Origin of the sequence: Streptomyces sp. NPDC001270 (genome assembly GCF_042896695.1) — a bacterium.
Taxonomy (GTDB): domain Bacteria; phylum Actinomycetota; class Actinomycetes; order Streptomycetales; family Streptomycetaceae; genus Streptomyces.
Map to the genome: position 1 here is coordinate 35581 of NZ_JBIAXM010000002.1, position 17056 is coordinate 52636.

At 70.0% G+C, this 17056-nt stretch carries 16 protein-coding genes, 1 pseudogene and 1 riboswitch; of the genes and pseudogenes, 9 read left to right on the forward strand and 8 right to left on the reverse strand.

What is annotated here, in order from left to right; genetic code table 11:
- The first annotated feature begins 103 nt into the window (after window positions 1–103).
- The 5 genes and pseudogenes from ACFY2B_RS04095 to ACFY2B_RS04115 all read left to right on the forward strand — a co-directional run bounded on the left by ACFY2B_RS04095 (window position 104) and on the right by ACFY2B_RS04115 (window position 5604).
- Entirely contained in the window at window positions 104–679 is a 576-nt protein-coding gene (locus ACFY2B_RS04095; RefSeq protein WP_390761577.1) for a CGNR zinc finger domain-containing protein, read from the forward strand.
- Between the two features lie 588 nt (window positions 680–1267).
- Window positions 1268–3130, forward strand: coding sequence for an ABC transporter ATP-binding protein (locus ACFY2B_RS04100; RefSeq protein ID WP_390761974.1), 1863 nt, complete (start codon window positions 1268–1270; stop codon window positions 3128–3130).
- A 206-nt stretch (window positions 3131–3336) separates the two neighbouring features.
- A complete protein-coding gene (locus ACFY2B_RS04105) occupies window positions 3337–3798 on the forward strand; it encodes a sensor histidine kinase (protein WP_390761578.1) in 462 nt (153 codons plus the stop codon).
- Window positions 3795–4456: pseudogene (locus ACFY2B_RS04110) on the forward strand (response regulator). Before ACFY2B_RS04105 ends, ACFY2B_RS04110 begins: the two are co-directional and overlap by 4 nt.
- A gap of 218 nt (window positions 4457–4674) precedes the next feature.
- Window positions 4675–5604, forward strand: a complete 930-nt coding sequence (locus ACFY2B_RS04115; protein WP_390761579.1) for an NADP-dependent oxidoreductase — start codon at window positions 4675–4677, stop codon at window positions 5602–5604.
- Window positions 5605–5711: 107 nt separating this feature from the next.
- On the opposite strand, the gene ACFY2B_RS04120 is transcribed toward ACFY2B_RS04115, so the two are convergent.
- Window positions 5712–6080 (reverse strand): hypothetical protein, encoded by a 369-nt coding sequence (locus ACFY2B_RS04120; protein ID WP_390761580.1) that lies wholly within the window; start codon window positions 6078–6080, stop codon window positions 5712–5714.
- Between the two features lie 250 nt (window positions 6081–6330).
- On the opposite strand from ACFY2B_RS04120, the gene ACFY2B_RS04125 reads away from it, so the two are divergent.
- Window positions 6331–6852 (forward strand): PucR family transcriptional regulator, encoded by a 522-nt coding sequence (locus tag ACFY2B_RS04125; RefSeq protein WP_390761581.1) that lies wholly within the window; start codon window positions 6331–6333, stop codon window positions 6850–6852.
- Between the two features lie 255 nt (window positions 6853–7107).
- Here ACFY2B_RS04125 and ACFY2B_RS04130 read toward each other — a convergent pair whose 3' ends face one another.
- Both ACFY2B_RS04130 and ACFY2B_RS04135 read right to left on the reverse strand, forming a co-directional pair.
- Window positions 7108–8772 carry a DEAD/DEAH box helicase gene (locus ACFY2B_RS04130; RefSeq protein WP_390761582.1) on the reverse strand — a complete coding sequence of 555 codons (1665 nt, stop codon included), beginning with the start codon at window positions 8770–8772 and terminating at the stop codon, window positions 7108–7110.
- 88 nt (window positions 8773–8860) lie between these two features.
- A complete protein-coding gene (locus ACFY2B_RS04135; protein ID WP_007502648.1) occupies window positions 8861–9064 on the reverse strand; it encodes a cold-shock protein in 204 nt (67 codons plus the stop codon).
- A gap of 528 nt (window positions 9065–9592) precedes the next feature.
- Here ACFY2B_RS04135 and ACFY2B_RS04140 point away from each other — a divergent pair.
- A complete protein-coding gene (locus tag ACFY2B_RS04140) occupies window positions 9593–10402 on the forward strand; it encodes a VOC family protein (RefSeq protein ID WP_390761583.1) in 810 nt (269 codons plus the stop codon).
- A 128-nt stretch (window positions 10403–10530) separates the two neighbouring features.
- On the opposite strand, the gene ACFY2B_RS04145 is transcribed toward ACFY2B_RS04140, so the two are convergent.
- Both ACFY2B_RS04145 and ACFY2B_RS04150 read right to left on the reverse strand, forming a co-directional pair.
- Window positions 10531–12111 carry a Tm-1-like ATP-binding domain-containing protein gene (locus ACFY2B_RS04145; RefSeq protein WP_390761584.1) on the reverse strand — a complete coding sequence of 527 codons (1581 nt, stop codon included), beginning with the start codon at window positions 12109–12111 and terminating at the stop codon, window positions 10531–10533.
- Entirely contained in the window at window positions 12074–12427 is a 354-nt protein-coding gene (locus ACFY2B_RS04150; protein ID WP_390761585.1) for a Tm-1-like ATP-binding domain-containing protein, read from the reverse strand. The genes ACFY2B_RS04145 and ACFY2B_RS04150 overlap by 38 nt, the downstream gene beginning before the upstream one ends.
- A 39-nt stretch (window positions 12428–12466) precedes the next feature.
- On the opposite strand from ACFY2B_RS04150, the gene ACFY2B_RS04155 reads away from it, so the two are divergent.
- The gene (locus tag ACFY2B_RS04155; RefSeq protein WP_390761586.1) at window positions 12467–13018 is read left to right on the forward strand and encodes a hypothetical protein; all 552 of its coding nucleotides are present in this window, start codon (window positions 12467–12469) and stop codon (window positions 13016–13018) included.
- Between the two features lie 20 nt (window positions 13019–13038).
- On the opposite strand, the gene ACFY2B_RS04160 is transcribed toward ACFY2B_RS04155, so the two are convergent.
- The 3 genes from ACFY2B_RS04160 to ACFY2B_RS04170 all read right to left on the reverse strand — a co-directional run bounded on the left by ACFY2B_RS04160 (window position 13039) and on the right by ACFY2B_RS04170 (window position 15404).
- Window positions 13039–13332: a hypothetical protein gene (locus ACFY2B_RS04160; protein WP_390761587.1), complete on the reverse strand. Its 294-nt coding sequence runs from the start codon at window positions 13330–13332 to the stop codon at window positions 13039–13041.
- A 285-nt stretch (window positions 13333–13617) separates the two neighbouring features.
- A complete protein-coding gene (locus ACFY2B_RS04165; protein WP_390761588.1) occupies window positions 13618–14409 on the reverse strand; it encodes an ABC transporter permease in 792 nt (263 codons plus the stop codon).
- Complete coding sequence (locus ACFY2B_RS04170) at window positions 14406–15404, reverse strand: ATP-binding cassette domain-containing protein (protein WP_390761589.1); 999 nt, start codon at window positions 15402–15404, stop codon at window positions 14406–14408. The genes ACFY2B_RS04165 and ACFY2B_RS04170 overlap by 4 nt, the downstream gene beginning before the upstream one ends.
- Window positions 15405–15962: 558 nt before the next feature.
- Window positions 15963–16048, forward strand: a riboswitch (ZMP/ZTP riboswitch).
- A 21-nt stretch (window positions 16049–16069) separates the two neighbouring features.
- On the opposite strand from ACFY2B_RS04170, the gene ACFY2B_RS04175 reads away from it, so the two are divergent.
- Entirely contained in the window at window positions 16070–16936 is an 867-nt protein-coding gene (locus ACFY2B_RS04175; RefSeq protein ID WP_390761590.1) for a bifunctional 5,10-methylenetetrahydrofolate dehydrogenase/5,10-methenyltetrahydrofolate cyclohydrolase, read from the forward strand.
- Window positions 16937–17056 lie beyond the last annotated feature (120 nt).

Sequence of the window (17056 nt, forward strand, 5' to 3'; positions counted from 1 at the left end):
GAGACCTCCTGACCGTCGTGGAACCGACCGCGATCTACCGCGAACCGGCTAAGACGGTTCTAGCAGTTCTCCGAGCCGCGATGCAACCCGCTAAGGTGGTTCCATGCGTGCTGGGTTCCCTGACTTCCGCCTCGGTACCGTGCTGGCGACCAGCTTCACGGGGACTCTGTCGGAGCGTCATGGCAACGCGGTGGAGCGCATTCCCACGCCGCACCGACTCGTCGACTGGCTGGCAGTGAGCGGCCTCGCCGTGGACTCCTGCACCACTGCCCAGCTCGACCTCGCTCGGGAACTGAGGGAGTCGATTCACGCCGCCGCGACAGCGGCCGCGATCCAGGACGCCCTCCCCGCGTCCGCTGTCCAAGTCATCAATGACCGCAGCGCTCAGGGTCGGGCCGCGGCGATCCTGACGCCCGAAGGTGAGCGGCGATGGCGGCTCAGCTCGGCTTCCTGTGTGGAAGATGCACTCGGCGTGATCGCCGCCGACGCGATCAGCATCATCGCAGGCGAACGTGACGGAAAATTGGCCTTGTGCGCATCACCAACCTGCCGAGCCGCCTTCTTCGACACCAGCCAAAGCCGCACCCGCAAATGGTGTGACATGAACACGTGCGGGAATCGCCGGAAGAAAGCGCGCTTCAACGCCAACAAGCGTGAAAACCCCAGATCAGCGGAGTGATCGTTACCTCGGTACATCCGAGTGGACCCCACGTCACGCCCTCAAATGCGATGAGCCAGCAATGCGACGGGAGCCTCGAAAGCCCCCTCGGCGACAACTTGCCCTGAGACAGGGCAGCCTCGGCGGTCCACGAGGAAATTCCTGACCGCAGGTTGCCGCGGCGCCCGAGAGGCAATGTCGAACGGGACGGGACACCCAGCGCCGAAATGAGAACTGACATTCACAAACTGTCCGCTGTCGGGCCGTTACAGGACCGGGATCCATCACGTTTTTGGTGCACCAGTGCCACACCGACGCACAGACGGAGGACACCATGCACCCCAGGCCGGCCCCCGCGCACCAGCCTCCCGGAATCGAACGGCCCGGCACGATCACGTGCAAGGTTGACGGCATCCGCACCTCGGCAGTGCCGGATACGAGGTGGGAAGCATGAGCGAGCCCACCGACGATGCGTCAGCCGACAAGGTCCCCGGGCCGCGCACCGCCCCTCCCCAGCACGCCGCGGCCACAGCACCCGGCCGGCCCGACGATGCGCAGAGCACCACCCCCCTCAAGTCCGAGCACGGAACAGACGCCTCCACGCCGCAGATGCGGTACGTCGACCTGACCGGCAGCCGTGAAGCGGCCGGCCGCTCCATCCGGATGCGCGACATGGCCCGGCGTCTGCCCCAGTTGGTGCGCCGCTCCCTGGCGCTCGCCTGGCAAGTGGACCGACGGGCGACGATCGGTCTCCTGCTGTGCCAAGCCGTCGCCGGTGTCATGCAGGCCCTCGGCCTGGTGGCCATCAGCGGCACCCTGACCGCGCTGCTCACCAGCGGAGACGTCTACGACCGGCTTCTTGAGGCGTGGCCGTCCGTGGCCCTGCTCGCGGGCTCCGCCGGGGTGCGCGCTCTCCTGGGCATCACCGTCAACTGGCTGTCCTCCCGGCTGGGCCCGCTGATGTCGCGCGAGGCCGAGCAGATGCTGCTCACCGGCTGCGCCGAGGTCGAGTTGTGCGCCTACGACGACCCCGACTTCAACCGTGCCCGCGAGGCAGCCGACCGCGGAGCGCAGGTCACCGGGGACCTGATCGACGAGGGGCAGGACCTGATCGCCTCGTCCGCGTCGTTCGTCGCCGGGGCTCTCGTCCTGGCCGGAGTGAACTTATTGCTTCTGCCGCTCCTGATCGCGGCCAGCCTGCCGCAGGCCCTGGCCCAGGTCAGTGCCGCAAGGGCGCGGTACCTCGCGAACCTGCGCAGCAACGGCGACCTACGGATGCTGTCGGTGCTGCGCTGGCACATCTACACCAAGGACGCCGCCGACCAGATCCGCGCCGGCACCATGGCCCCGTTCCTGTCCGGCCGGTACCGGGAAACGGTCGCCCGGATCAACCGCGAGGACCGGGCCGCGGCCGACAAGGGCGCCCGCATGTCCCTGATCGGCGCGCTGTGCGGCGGCCTGGGGTCGGCCATCGTATGGGCGGCGGTCGTACTGCTGTTGGCCCATGGGCGCATCAGCGTCGGACACGCAGGAACCGCCGTCTTCGCCCTCCAGACGGTGGGCCAGTCGGTCCGCGGTCTGGTGGCCGTCGGCGCCCGAGCCGTGCGCACGGGCCTGTACATGGACGACTGGAGCGGCTTCCTGGACAAGGCGGGCGGGTTCCGCATGCGCCGGGGTCCGCGCCGCCCCGTACCGCCGAGGACGATCGAGGTCAGGTCGGTCACCCACCGCTACGCGGGCAAGGACCGCGACGCGCTGTCCGACGTCTCGCTCACCCTGCGGCGGGGTGAGGTCACCGCCCTGGTCGGCTACAACGGATCGGGCAAGTCGACGCTGTCCAAGCTGATCAGCGGCCTGAACCTGCCCACGAGCGGGCAGGTGCTGTGGGACGGGGTGCCCATCGGCGATGCCGACCCGCAGGCCCTGTGGCAACAGGTGGCCCTGGTGCCACAGACCTACGCGCACTGGCCGCTGACCGTACGCGAGAACGTGAACCTGGGGCAGCCGACAGCACGCGGCGACACGGCGGTGCGTGAGGCGTGCGAGGCCGCCGGCGCCGACGAGGTCGTCGACAGGCTCGGTGCCGGCCTGGACACCCTCCTTGCCCGCGAGTGGCTCAACGGCGAGGAACTCAGCGGCGGCCAATGGCAACGCATCGCTCTGGCCAGGGCGTTCTTCCGTGAGGCCGGGCTGCTGGTCCTCGACGAGCCGACCGCGAACCTCGATCCCCGCGCCGAGTACCGGATCTTCCAGCGGCTGCGGGATCTGGCCCGCGACCGGGCAGTGCTGTTGGTGACCCACCGCATCACCAACGTCGCCGTTGCCGACCGGATCGTGGTCCTCGACGAGGGCAGGATCGTGCAGCAGGGCACCTACTCGGATCTCGCGCGACAGCCCGGCTTGTTCCAGCAGTTGTTGTCCTTCCAGGTCACCTCCGAGCCGGGCGGCGAGCAGCGCGGGGCACCCGCATGAGCCGTACCGACGCCGCTGCGGCATGCCGCATCTCCCACGGCCCACGGCGAACTCGTCTTCCGCGATCCTGACCAGCGGAACGGAGCACCGCAACCTGCCTACCGAGACGCGGACTCCGGAGCGCTGAGACCGGCTGTGAGGGTCCCGACAAGTCGTCCGCCGTACTGCTCCAGGTCGCCGAGACAGGCCGACAGGCTCTGACCGACATGCGGCGCGCCCTGGGCATCCTGCGGGCGGACGAACCGGACGCGGAGCGTCACCCACTGCCCGGCATCGTCCGGTTGGCGGGCCTCGCCGACCAGATGTGCGCCGCCGGGCTGCCGACCCGCCTGGAGGTCCGGGGCGACCACACCCCCGTTCCCGTCACAGCACAACTGGCGGTCTACCGCCTGGTGCAGGAAGCCTTGACCAACACGCTCAAACACACGCCTCGTGGCACCCACGCGCAGGTCAGGATCAGTTGCCTGGCCACAACCGTCACGATCGACGTCATGGACGACGGCCCCCGCCGGGACAACCAGGACGCCCCGAAGGAACACGGTATCCGCAGTATGCGTGAGCGAGCGGCCGCCTACGGTGGGGTGCTCCAGGCCGGACCGCTCCCGAGCGGCGGCTGGCGCGTCCGCACCCGCCTCGGCCTCGGCGGCGGAACGGACGCGGCGGTATGACGATCCGCGTCCTGCTCGCCGACGACGAGGCGCTGCTGCACATGGCCTTCACCACGGTCCTGGACACCCAGCCGGACATGAGACCCGTCGGCGGTGCCGCCGACGGCGACGAAGCGGTCCGCCTCGCCCGGCAGTTACGCCCCGATGTCGTCGTCATGGACGTCCGCATGCCGGGGGCGGACGGAATCGAGGCTACCCGGCGGATCATCCGGGTCTCGCCGCAGAGCAGAGTGCTCATCCTCACCACCTTCGATCTCGACGCCTACGCGTTCGCCGGGCTCAAGGCCGGCGCATCGGGGTTCCTGCCGAAGAACGTCCGGCCCGAGAGCCTGCTCACCGCCATTCGCGACGTCGCCGCGGGAGACGCGGTGGTCTCGCCCGGATCACCCGCCGCCTGCTGGAGAACTTCTCCGCGCACATCCCCGGCGGCGGCAGCGACCGGCGGGATGAACGGCTGCGGCTGCTCACTGCCCGCGAGCGCCAGGTACTCGTCCAGGTGGCCCGCGGCCTGTCCAACACGGAGATCGCGGCCACGCTGTACCTCGCGGAGGCGACCGTGAAGTCCCACCTGGGACGCATCCTGCACAAGCTCGAACTGCGCGACCGCGTACAGGCCGTGGTCTTCGCCTACGAAAGCCGCCTCATCCACCCTGACTGAGATCGAGCAGTGCGAAGAGGGCTGGTCCGGCTCGCGCGTCCGGCAGGCGCCGACGGTGAGCGGCACGGGAAGGCCGAGCAGAGGGCTACGGATTGCCGCTGCGGCCGGTCCAGGGGCAAGGGCCCCGCACGTGACCTCCCGGGCTGCCGCACTGACGCTATCAGCTACAAATTCGAAACGGTTTGTAAACATTAACCGTTAGTGTTACTGTTGGCTGCATGAAGAGAGTGAGCTTCGCCGAGTTCGGCGGTCCTGACGTGTTGCGCCTCGAAGACACCGAGGAGCCCCACGCGGGCCCCGGCCACATACGCATCGCCGTACGGGCGGCGGGCGTGAACGCCGTCGACTGGAGGATCCGCGAAGGCCAGAAACTGAAGGCCCATCCGATCGCGTTGCCCTCCGGCGTCGGGCAGGACGCCTCCGGCGTGGTCGACGAGGTGGGTGAGGGCGTCGAAGGGGTCGAGGTCGGCGACCACGTGTTCGGCGAAGGCGCGGACACCTATGCCGAGTTCGCCGTGCTGTCGGCCTGGGCCCGTATGCCGGAGGGCCTGACGTTCGAAGAGGCGGCCGGGTACCCCTCGGTGGTGGAGACCGCGCTACGCATCATCCGCCAGGTCGGCGTGCGGCCCGGACAGACGCTGCTGGCCAGCGGGGCGGCCGGGGGAGTCGGGTCGGTGGTACTGCAACTCGCCCGCGAACGCGGCATCACGGTGATCGGCACGGCCGGTGCCGCGAACCAGGACTACCTGCGCGGCCTGGGCGCCGTCGCCACGACGTACGGCGAGGGCTGGGTCGAGCGGGTACGGCGGCTCGGCCAGGTCGACGCGGCTCTCGATCTGGCCGGCTCGGGCGTGATCCGCGAACTCGTCGAGCTGACCGGGGACCCGCAGAAGGTGATCTCCATCGCGGATCTGGGCGCGCCGGAGCTCGGTGTCCGGTTCTCCGGCGTGGCCGGGAGCGTACCGGAAGCGCTCGCCGAGGCCGCCGCCCTCATCTCGCAGGGCAAGCTCCGCCTCCCGGTCGAGAAGACGTACACGCTCGCCGAGGCCGCGGCGGCACACATCGACAGCCAGGCCGGTCACACACGCGGGCGCCGGATCATCGTCGTACGAACCGGTTCCGCGCAGGTGCACGGCCCGGCAAGCTGAAGTCCTTCCAGAGATCCAGCCGGGACCACCCGGCCGATGGGAATGCGCGGGCGGGCTCCATGAGGCTCTGGAGCAGACTCCGGAAGTCGCCGCCGTCCGGCACGGGCTCACGACGTACTGGAAGAGATCCAGCCGTCGTTGTCGCGATGGCGGCCCAGTCCCACGGCGTCGAATTCATCCTCCCCGAGGCTCCGCCTCACGCCGAGGTGCCGAAGGGCCTGCGAGATCGGGCTGACCGCTCGCCAGAACCGCGTCTTCGCCGGCTCGCCCCAGGGCCCCACCCCCGGCGTCCCGTCGACCCAGACGGCGGCCCGTCGCTCGCCGACGCCACCCAAGCACTCGGCTTCGGCACAGGCGACGGGCCCCGTGGCCGACCACTGGGCGAGCAGCCTCTCGAAGCCTCCTGGCAGCTTCCAAAACCCCCGGGCCCCCGCGGTGCTGCCGTCCGTGACGGCGTCGAGGACCTCATCCGTCATCGGCATCAGCGACAGGCCCTGCCGCAGAGGCGCCACCCGGGCGCCCGGAACAACCCCGTGACGCGGCATCGGCTGACATCACCGGCCGCCGGCCTCCATGCCGGCCAGATCGCTCTCCCCGAAGCGCCCGCCGTGGTCGCCGAGACCTTCCGGTCGCCGTACTGCCGAGGCAACAGAGCGCGGGAGCGGGCACAAGCGATTTACGGACAGCGCATCGCGTCTCATCTCCGGCCCGACCCAGCAGGCCCGCTTGCTGTGGCGGCTGAACCAGCCGGTGTCCGTCTGCGTCGCCGATCTCGGCTCGGCGCAGCACCCCGACGGGCTGCGAGAGATCCTGCGTCCCGCATCCCGGTGGCGTATCGGGATCAGCCGCCGTTTCCGGGACGTCGTCGACGCTCCCGCCGCCCGCCGTCAGGCCCTGATCGCGCTCGGCACGCTGCCCTCCTCCGCACCGGGAATCGCCCAGTTCGCGGACAACCCGATGGCCACGCTGGTCGCCAGCGCGCCCGACACCGCGATCGAAGTGACCGAACATCTGTTACACGGCGTCCTGATCCTTCCGGAGGCCGAGCGCGACACACTGTTGAGTGCCCTGGACGGCTGGTTCGCCGCGGGCGGATCGACCGGCGTGGCCGCCCGCGCGCTGTTCTGCCATCGCAACACGGTGCGCTACCGGCTGCGCCGTATCGAGGAGTTGACCGGGCTGTCCCTGTCGGACCCCCGTGCGTCGGCCCTGCTGCTGATGGCCCTGCACGCACACCTCAGGCGATGACGGTACGCCTCGGTGCGCACGGGGCTGTTTCGGCCGGGGCCCGAAGGGCAAGCAGTTCGCCCCGTTCGAAGCGAACGGGGCGATGATGCGGGGTTGTTCGTCCGAGCCGCTGTGACACGGTCAAGCGGCTCCCGACCCCGCTGCCGGGCGACCTGCACCCGCCCGCGGGGTCCGGCACCGGCTCGCGGCCCACGACCTCACCGAGGTCCAGCCCTGCGGCCAGACCTCTCCAGGGCCGACGTTGCCCGCCGCGGCTCAGCCGGCGGAGGTGCGGCGGGCACCCCGGCGGTCGGCACCGCGACCGCCGGTCCCGGCAGCGCCCCCCGTGGCTCCGCCGGACGCGCCTCGTCGGCCGGATCCGCGGACACCCTTGCGGGAGCCGCCGCCGGTCGCCGCACCGGCCGCGGGCTGACGGTCGGAACCGCGGCCACCCGCGCCGACGGCATCGCCGGCGGCCCGGCCGGATCCCGCCTGACGATCGGAGTTCCGGCCCCTCGTCCCGGTGGCGGGAGTTGTCGTCGCCTTGGCCCTGTCACCGTTCCGGCGTCGGCGGCCGGATCGCGTGCCGGGCTTGGTCCCGGTCTTCTGGTCCGGGCGGGAAGCCGTCTCCGTCGCCGGCTGGGGGACCTCGATGGTGACGGCCACCCCGGAAGGCTCGCGGGCGCCCGTGATGGCGGCCAGTTCGCCGTCGCCCGACGTGATACGGGCCGTACGGGGGCGGATGCCCGCGTCCGACATGAGCCGGGTGACGTCCCGCTTCTGGTCGGGCAGGACCAGCGTGACCACGCTGCCGGAGCCGCCGGCGCGGGCCGTGCGGCCACCCCGGTGGAGGTAGTCCTTGTGGTCGGCAGGGGGATCGACGTTCACGACGAGGTCGAGGTCGTCGATGTGTATGCCCCGGGCCGCGACGTTCGTCGCGACCAGCGCGGTGACCTGGCCGTTCTTGAACTGTTCCAGGGTGCGGTTGCGCTGCGGCTGGGAGCGGCCCCCGTGCAGTGCCGCCGCGCGGACACCGACGGACAGCAGCCGCTTGGCGAGCCGGTCGGCGGACCTCTTGGTGTCGAGGAACAGGATGACGCGGCCGTCACGCGCGGCGATGCGCGTGGTGACGGCCTTCTTGTCGGTCTCGTCCTGGACATGGAGCACGTGGTGCTCCATGGTGGTCACCGCTCCCTTGGACGGATCCACGGAGTGCACCACGGGGTCGGTCAGGAACCGCTGCACCAGGCGGTCGATGTTGCGGTCCAGGGTGGCCGAGAAGAGCATGCGCTGGCCGTCGGGCCGTACCTGCTCGATCAGCTTGGTGATCTGCGGCAGGAAACCCATGTCGGTCATCTGGTCGGCTTCGTCCAGCACCGTGATGCGTACGCGGTCGAGTACACAGTCCCCGCGTTCCACGAGGTCGTTGAGCCTGCCGGGGCTCGCCACGACCACCTCCGCGCCACGGCGCAGCGCACCGGCCTGCTTGGTGATGGACAGTCCGCCGACCACGGTGGCCAGCCGGAGGTTCACCGCCGTCGCGTACGGGGTCAGCGCGTCCGCCACCTGCTGGGCGAGTTCACGGGTGGGCACCAGTACGAGGGCGAGGGGGGCCTTGGGCTCCGCGCGCAGTCCGGCCGTGCGGGCCAGGACCGCGAGGCCGAACGCGAGGGTCTTGCCGGAGCCGGTGCGTCCCCGTCCCAGCAGGTCCCGGCCGGCCAGCGAGTTGGGCAGCGTGGCGGCCTGGATGGGGAAAGGGGCGGTCACACCCTGCGCGGCGAGGGTCTTCAACAGCCCCTCGGGCATGTCCAGACCGGCGAAGTCCTCGACAGCGGGTAGCGCGGGTGTCGTGCTTTCCGGCAGCCGGAACTCCCTTGGCGACGACGTGGACGGTGGAGTTGACGAGGCGCGCCGGTTCGGCTTCTGGGGCCTGCGGGGCATGCAGTTGTCTGCCTTCCTGGAAAACAGCACAAACCGGGGTCCGCACCATGACGGTGCGGACCCCGGTGAGCGGATACGCGTCCGGCGATCAGGCGGGAACGATGTTCTCCGCCTGCGGGCCCTTCTGGCCCTGCGTGACGTCGAAGGAGACCCGCTGGCCTTCCTGGAGCTCACGGAAGCCCTGGGTCGCGATGTTCGAGTAGTGGGCGAAGACGTCGGGGCCGCCGCCGTCCTGCTCGATGAAGCCGAAACCCTTTTCAGAGTTGAACCACTTCACGGTTCCCTGTGCCACGACCTTCTCCGTTCTGTAGGCAGAGGCCCCATCCGGAGATGCCGGAAAACAAATAATGCGCCCGATGGATAAACATTCCCGTCAGGCGCACATAGGTTCATGGGTACCACAACTGCAACAAGGAGACCTTAGCACAGCTGGGCGGTCGGGGGCGCCTCCGTTTTCCGTATCGAGCGCGCCTGCGGGAGGCGGGGTCGAGGCGCACTACGCCGTTCAAGCCACGGACCGCGCGGGGAACGTGTACGGGCAGATCCCCCGTCCTGCTGCCGCCGTAACGCACGGCCTGGCTCCTACGGCTACACACGGTGAGCAGCAGGGGGTTCTTTCCCTGCTGAGCACCACAGGTCTTCGGGTTCGTTCGCCCCGGTCACGACCGCACCGAGGGCCGTGCTGCCGGGTTTGGCCGGTCTGGACCGGAACCGCGCCGGGCTGCCGGGCAGGGGCAGGCGACGTGCAGGAACGGAACTCTGGCCGGACACTGGAGGCAGAGCAGCGGCTGCCGACGTACGAGACCAGGGCACGAGGGCCATGAACCATTCAACGTCGCACTCCTCCGATGGGACCGATGCCGTCTTCTCACGTTCCGTGTTCGGCGCGCCATGCTGGGTGAGTCTGTCCAGCCGCGATCTGAGCGCCACCCAGGACTTCTACGGGGCCGTGCTGGGCTGGCAGTGGCGCGAAGCCAGGCTGGGCGACCGTTTCCGGACCGCGCTGGCCGACGGGGTGCCGGTCGCGGGGATCGCGGGAGTGGCCTCGCTGTGGCACATGGCCGTGGCCTGGACGCCGTACTTCGCGGTGACCGACGCGGACGTGGCCGTCGCCCGCGTCCGCGAACGCGGCGGGACAGCCGCCGTGGGACCGATCTCCTTCCCGCCCGGACGCGCGGCGCTCCTCGCGGACCGCGACGGGGCCACCTTCGGGATCTGGCAGGGCCAGCTCGTCACCGAGTGGGAGGCCTGGCGGCTGGCGGCACCCACTTTCATCACCCTGCACACACGTGACGCGTTCGACGCCGCCCTCTTCTACGGCGAGGTGCTCGACTGGGCCTCGGACCTCCCCGGCTGCTGCGACATCGAGTACGCGGGAGGCAAGGTCCTGCTGCGCAGCCAGGGCATCGTCGTCGCCCGCATCGACTCGGGCGCGGTGGAGACGCCGCCCGATCCCTCGGTCCGGCCGCACTGGCAGATCCACTTCACTGTGGACGAGGTGTCGGCACGCGCCCGGACCGCGGAGAAGCACGGCGGCAGCGTCCTCAAGGAGAGCGAGCACGAAGCCGTGCTGCGCGACCCCGACGGCGCCCAGTTCACGGTGACGGTGACTTCGCGCCGGCCGCGCTGACCTCGTACGTCCTTGCCGGCCACACGCCCCGGCAAGGCGTGGCTGACGGGACCCGGCGTTGGCGCGGCGGTACGGCGAGACGTTGAACCGCCTCCGGCGGTGGGGCCGGAGGCGGTTCGCGATCCGGTTCAGTGAACGGACAGCACGACCTTGCCCTGGGTGCGCCCGGACTCGATGAGTTCGTGGGCCTTGGCGGCGTCGGCGAGCGGCAGCACCGCCGACACCTCGGGCCGCAGCTTCCCGGCCTCGACCAGGCCGGTGAGCTGTTCCAGCCCGCCGAGGTCGGGCTCCACCAGGAACGAGCAGGCCCGCAGTCCGCGGGCACGGGCCTGTTCCGCCACGGCCGGGTCGACGCCGTCGGGGACGGCGATCAGCAGCCCGCCGGGACGGAGCACGTCCAGGGAACGCCGCTGGTGCTCCGGGTCGCCGATGTTGTCCACCACCAGGTCGACGTCGTGTACGGCGTCCTCGAACGCGACCGCCGAGTAGTCGAGCGTCTCGTCGGCACCGAGCGCGCGCAGGAAGTCGTGCTTGGCGGAACGGGCGGTACCGATCACATGGGCCCCGCGGGCCTTGGCGATCTGCACGGCCAGGTGGCCGACGCCGCCTGCCGCGGCGTGCACCAGCACCCGCTGTCCGGGCTCCAGCGCCGCGGTGTCCACCAGGATCTGCCAGGCCGTCAGCCCGGCCAGCGGCAGCGCCGCGGCCTCGGTGTGCGAGAGCCCGGCCGGCTTGCGGGCGAAGTGCCGGGACGGGGCGGTCACGTACTCCGCGAGGCCGCCGCCCTGGTGCGGGAAGCGCGGCATCCCGTACACCTCGTCGCCGGGGCGCAGCGTGGTCACGCCGAAACCGGTCTCCGCCACGACGCCGGACACGTCCCAGCCCAGGATGAACGGCGGCTCCCCGACGATCCCGGCCATGCCCTGGCCCTGCCGGGTCTTGACGTCCACCGGGTTGACCCCCGCCGCGTGCACCCGTACCAGGACTTCGGTCGGGATGGGCTCGGGCCGTTCCACCTCGGCGAGACGGAGCACGCCCCGGTCTCCGAAACGGTCCTGGACGACGGCTCGCATGCGCATGCTCTGTTCTCCGTGAGGTCGTGAGTTCGTACGGTCGTGGGGTCGTACGGCTGTCGGGTCGTACCGGGTCGTACGGTCGCGAGTACGGGACTTGGTGAACTGTGTCGAGTTGTGGTGAGTTGGCGCGTTCAGTGTGCCCGCTGCCAGACCGGCAGGGCGCCGGGAGCCGGCTCGGCGTAGTCGGGCGCCTTCCGCAGTACCTGCACGACGCCGCCCGCCGTGTAGATCGCGACGACACACAGTTGCCGCCGGCCGGTGTCGAAGGTCGAGCGCGCGGGTTCCTCGCCCGTGGACGCGTTCAGGGCCGGACGACGATCCGCCGGCACCGGTGGCGTGGAAGACGAGCGGTTCGTAACCGAGGCCGACCAGCTCCGCCCGTGCCTCGTCGGCGGCCGGTGTGGTCAGGCCGAACATCGTCAGACCGACCAGGGGCCGCCGCTCGCCGGCCGGTGCGGTGCGACGGGCCTTCTGCTGCGCGGCGATCGCCGCGGCGGCGTTGCCGAAGACCTGCTCGGAGACGGAGTTGATCCCGGCGACGTCGACGACCGAGTGCATGAGCGTCACGTCGCTCTCACCGACGTAGAGCGAGACATCACCCGAGGCCATCGTGGAGACCAGCAGTTTCGGCACCCCCGAGCGGCAGGGCCCGCATCGCGCGGGACGCGACCGACGAGCCACCGGATCCGCCGACGGCAAGCACCCCGTCGAGCCGGCCCTCCGCATGCAGCGCGAGGGCGACCGACGCGGCGCCCGACGCCATCGCCTCCATGGCCGCGCCCCGGTCGCGTGCCGCCCGCAGCGCCGCGAGATCGGCGTGCCCGGCCCCGGCGACCTCCGCAGCGCCGACGTCCGCGTCCGCAGTCGAGAACAGACCGACGTCGATGGTGACGGTGCTCGCCCCGTGTGCGTCCCGCCGCGGGCCGCGCTCGCCGCCCGCGTCACGCAACGGGGTCTGCCGACGCGCGCGGACCAGGTGCTGCTGATCGTGGGCACATTGTCGACGCTGTTCTGGGGCGGGCTCCGAGTCGGGTGGATACGGAGGCCCCGGGAGATCATCGGACGGCTCGCGGCGCTGCGCGGCGCCATCGACCTCGGCGGCCCGGTCGCGGACCAGTTGGCCGCGTTGCAACTGCTGCCGTGCGCGGACCGGCAGCAGGAGGTGCGCCGCGAGTTCCTGGCACAGCGGTTCGCGGTCACCGGAGAGGTCCTCCGTACGGTGTTGCCCCACTGGGGTTGGGGCGCCCCCGTGGGCGGTTCGGGCCTGTGGACCGGCACCGGCCAGGTCGCGGTGGCCCTCGCGCAGCGTGCCCTGGCACGCGGAATCCGGCTCGCCGCGGGCCCGGCGTTCTCTCCGCACGGTGGGCACCGCACCTTCGTACGGCTGCCCGTGTGGCACCCGCAGGGCCGGTTCGCCGGCGCGGCTCAGGTCATCGCCGACCTTGTCGTGCCGACCGACCACCACCGGATTGCTCACGAAAACAGCGGAACCCGACCTGCACGGCGGGCCCCGCGAGCGTTGCCGAACCGACCTGCGTGACCGACTGACGTGCTTTTCCGTCAGACGTAGTGCCGCCACCACAAGTTGTAGGCCAATCCACGGTCTCCCAGTGCACAGTAGAAGTATTCGTTGCCCCCGCCGGCTTCATTCCCGTACGTCTTTTTGTTGCGGTCGAGTTCTTCGTTGTGGCATTCCATGTACGGCGTAAGCCATGGGGTGCCGTAGTACGAACCTTCCAAAGTATTCTGGAGGGTGGCTGCCGAAGCGGTTCCGGCGCCTGCGGTGAGAATACCGGTAGCCGAAACCACCGCCATCAGAATCCCTACGGACGCTTTCGCTATTCGCTTGGTCATGCATGCAGTGAAGCAGGCCGCCCAATGAACCACAATGGCGGCTGCCAGCAACGAATTTACCCCCGAGAAAGTTCAGGAGTAACCGGCCGACGGATCGCCCGGCGGCGGAAACCAGCCATTCCGGCGGGGTCGGGGCGGCCCCCTGCCGCGACGCCGGACGCGCCGACGGCCCGGCCGAGAACGTGGGCGGGGCGGCACACACCGACCCAGTGTCGGAGTACGCCGCCCCGCAGCGGGACGAACTGCGGACGCCACCCTCACGATGGGGGCCGGTCGTGTTTGCGGTTATTTCGGGTCGCGGGTGAAGAGTGACTTGGACCAGGTGTAGCCGAGGGTGGTCAGGCCGACGCACCAGGCGACGGCGAGCCAGCCGTTGGTGCCGATGGGGGTGCCGAGGAGTAGTCCGCGGAGGGTTTCGATGGCGGGGGTGAACGGCTGGTATTCGGCGATCGGTTTGAACCAGCCCGGCATTGCGTCGACGGGTACGAACGCGCTGGACAGGAGGGGCAGGACCATCAGAGGCAGGGCGTTGTTGCTGGCGGCCTCGGGGTTCGGGCTGGACAGGCCCAGTCCGGCGGCGGTCCAGGTGAGCGCGAGGGAGACCAGGGCGACCAGGCCAAGGGCGGCGAACCATTCCAGGGGGGTGGCGTCGGTGGCCCGGAAGCCGATGGCCACCGCGACGGCGCCGACGAGGACCACGCTCATCATGCACTGCAACACGCTGCCGACGACGTGTCCGATCAGTACGGATCCGCGGTGGATCGCCATCGTGCGGAAGCGGGCGATGATGCCCTCGGTCATGTCCATCGCGACGGAGACGGCGCTGCCGATCGCGGAGAAGGCGATGGTGAGCATCAGGATGCCGGGGACGAGGTAGGCGAGGTAGGTGGAGCGGTCCGCCGTGCCGTGTCCGATACCGGCACTCATCACGTCGCCGAAGATGTAGACGAACAGCAGGAGGAGCATGACGGGGGTGAGCAGCAGGTTCAGTGTCAAGGAGGGGTAGCGGCGCGCGTGCAGCAGGTTGCGGCGCAGCATGGTGGCCGAGTCGCGCACAGCGAGGGCGGGGGTGCTCATCGGACATTCTCCTGGGGCTGGTGGGGGATGGCGGTGGTGGCGGTGGTGTTGGTGGTGAGGGCGAAGAAGACGTCGTCGAGGTCGGGGGTGTGGACGGTGAGTTCGTCGGCTTCGATGCCGGCTGTGTCGAGCCGGTCGAGGATGGTGCGCAGGTCGCGTTGGCTGCCGTCGCTGGGGATCTGGAGGGTGAGTGCGTCGTCGTTGCCGGTGGCGTCGTGGAGTGCGGCGGCGGCGTTGTGGTAGGCGGTGGGGTGGGTGAAGCGGAGTCGTATGTGGCCGCCGGGGATGAGGCGTTTGAGTTCGTCGGGAGTGCCTTCGGCGGCGATGTGGCCGTTGTTCAGTACGGCGATGCGGTCGGCGAGTTCGTCGGCCTCTTCGAGGTATTGGGTGGTGAGGAGGACGGTGGCGCCGTCGGAGACGAGTTCGCGGATGATCTGCCACATGGTGTGGCGGGAGCGGGGGTCGAGGCCGGTGGTGGGTTCGTCGAGGAAGATGATGCGGGGGCTGCCGACGAGGGTCATGGCGATGTCGAGGCGGCGTTTCATGCCGCCGGAGTAGGTGGAGGCGGGTTTCTTCGCGGCTTCCGTCAGGTCGAAGCGTTGCAGGAGTTCGGTGGTGATCCGCCGTCCCTCGCGTTTGGGGAGGTGGTGCAGGTCGGCCATGAGGAGCATGTTCTCCTCGCCGGTGATCAGGCCGTCGACGGCTGAGAACTGTCCGGTGACGCCGATGGCGGCGCGTACGGCCTGGGGTTCGGTGGTGAGGTCGTGGCCCGCGACCTGGGCCTGGCCGCCGTCCGCGGTGATGAGCGTGGAGAGGATCTTGACGGCGGTGGTCTTGCCCGCGCCGTTGGGTCCGAGCAGTGCGAACACGGACCCGGCCGGGATGCGCAGGTCGATGCCGTCGAGGACGGTCTTGTCGCCGTACGACTTGCGCAGCGCGACGGCGGAGACGGCGGCCGGTGACGAGTGACCGTCACCCTGCCTGGATGTGGGCATGACAGAAGAAGGCATGAAGCCCTCCCATTCGAAGACTGAAATGACTTGGTACGGCCGGTGTGGGCCGGTGGGGAGCGTGACACTCACGTCGGCGGCGCCGGTGCGGGCGATGACGTAGCGCTGTCTGCGGGTCCTGATGGTCAGGGTGCCGTTGACGTAGGTGACCCCGGCCTGTTCGGCGGCACGTACGTCCTGGTCCTTGTCCGGGTCGCGGGGGCATCCTCCCCACCGGCCCCGGCGGCCACCGCAAGTTCCCGGCGCAAGGTGTCGACACACGGAGTGAGGTTCATGGCGTCATCATGGCACCACAATGGTGCCATCGGCAAGCCCCAGATGGCGCCGCACGCGCAGTGGGCTCACCGAAAGATCGCATCTCAGCCGCTGCGAGGAGGAAACGCCCTGGTCGATTGCCGTATCCCGCACACCGACACATCCGGGAGATCACAGGTCGGGGCCGGACGACACCGGTGGCACCACCATCAGTGCCATGTGGCGCCATGCAGGGCCACAGGACATCACCGGCCCACCCCGCCACCATCGCGGGCATCTATTACAGTGCACGTGGGCCGTGACTGGCGCTGAGGTGGAGTACCACCGGGGAGCGGTCTGACGAGGAGTCGATGCCGTGCGCCTGGGCGAGCCGTCAGCAACGCCTGGAGGGCACCATGTCCCGCACTCGTACGGCCCACCTCATGAACGGCACCAGCCTCGCCAGACGCATCGTCGAAGAGGCTGCTGCCGGGGCGGCCGAGATCTCACGGCGTACGGGGACCAGTCCCTGTCTGGCGACGGTGCTGGTGGGAGAGGACCCCGCGTCGGTCACCTATGTCCGTATGAAACAGGCACGGTGCGCGAAGGCAGGCATCCGGTCCCGGCACATCGCTCTGCCCGCCACGACCACGACCGCCGAACTGATCGATACCCTCACCGGCCTGTCGGGCGACCCGGAAGTGCACGGCATCCTGCTCCAGCATCCCTGCGGCCCGCACATCGACGAGCGAGCGGCGTTCGAGGCCATCGCCCCGGAGAAGGACGTCGACGGGGTCACGATGCATTCCTTCGCCGCGATGGGCTTCGCGCTGCCGGGTTTCGTGTCCTGCACTCCGGGCGGGATCATGCGTCTGCTTCAGGCGTACGACGTCGAACTCGCCGGCAAGCACGCTGTCGTGGTGGGTCGCAGCGCGATTCTCGGCAAACCGGTGGGCATGCTCCTGCTCGCCGAGGACGCAACAGTGACGTACTGCCACTCCCGCACGGCAGACCTGTCGTCGATCGTCCGGGAGGCGGACATTGTCGTAGCGGCGGTGGGACGGCCCCGGCTGATCCGGGGAGAGGACATCAAGCCCGGCGCCGTGGTGGTCGACGCCGGTTACAACCCGGGCAACGTCGGCGACGTGGACTTCGACAGCGCCCTCACCCGGGCCCGTCTGATCACTCCGGTGCCCGGCGGCGTCGGGCCGATGACCATCGCCGTCCTGCTCGCACAGACCGTGGAAGCAGCCGCGAAGCAGTTGGGCATTCAGCACCGTTGATGGCTGCTTTCCAGCAGCTCTTGGGCCTCCGAAAGTTTCGATTCGATAGCCGACCGGCTTCGGAGTAGGTTGCCGTCGGCTTCGGAGTAGCTTGCCGTCGGCTTCGGAGGCAGGTAGCCG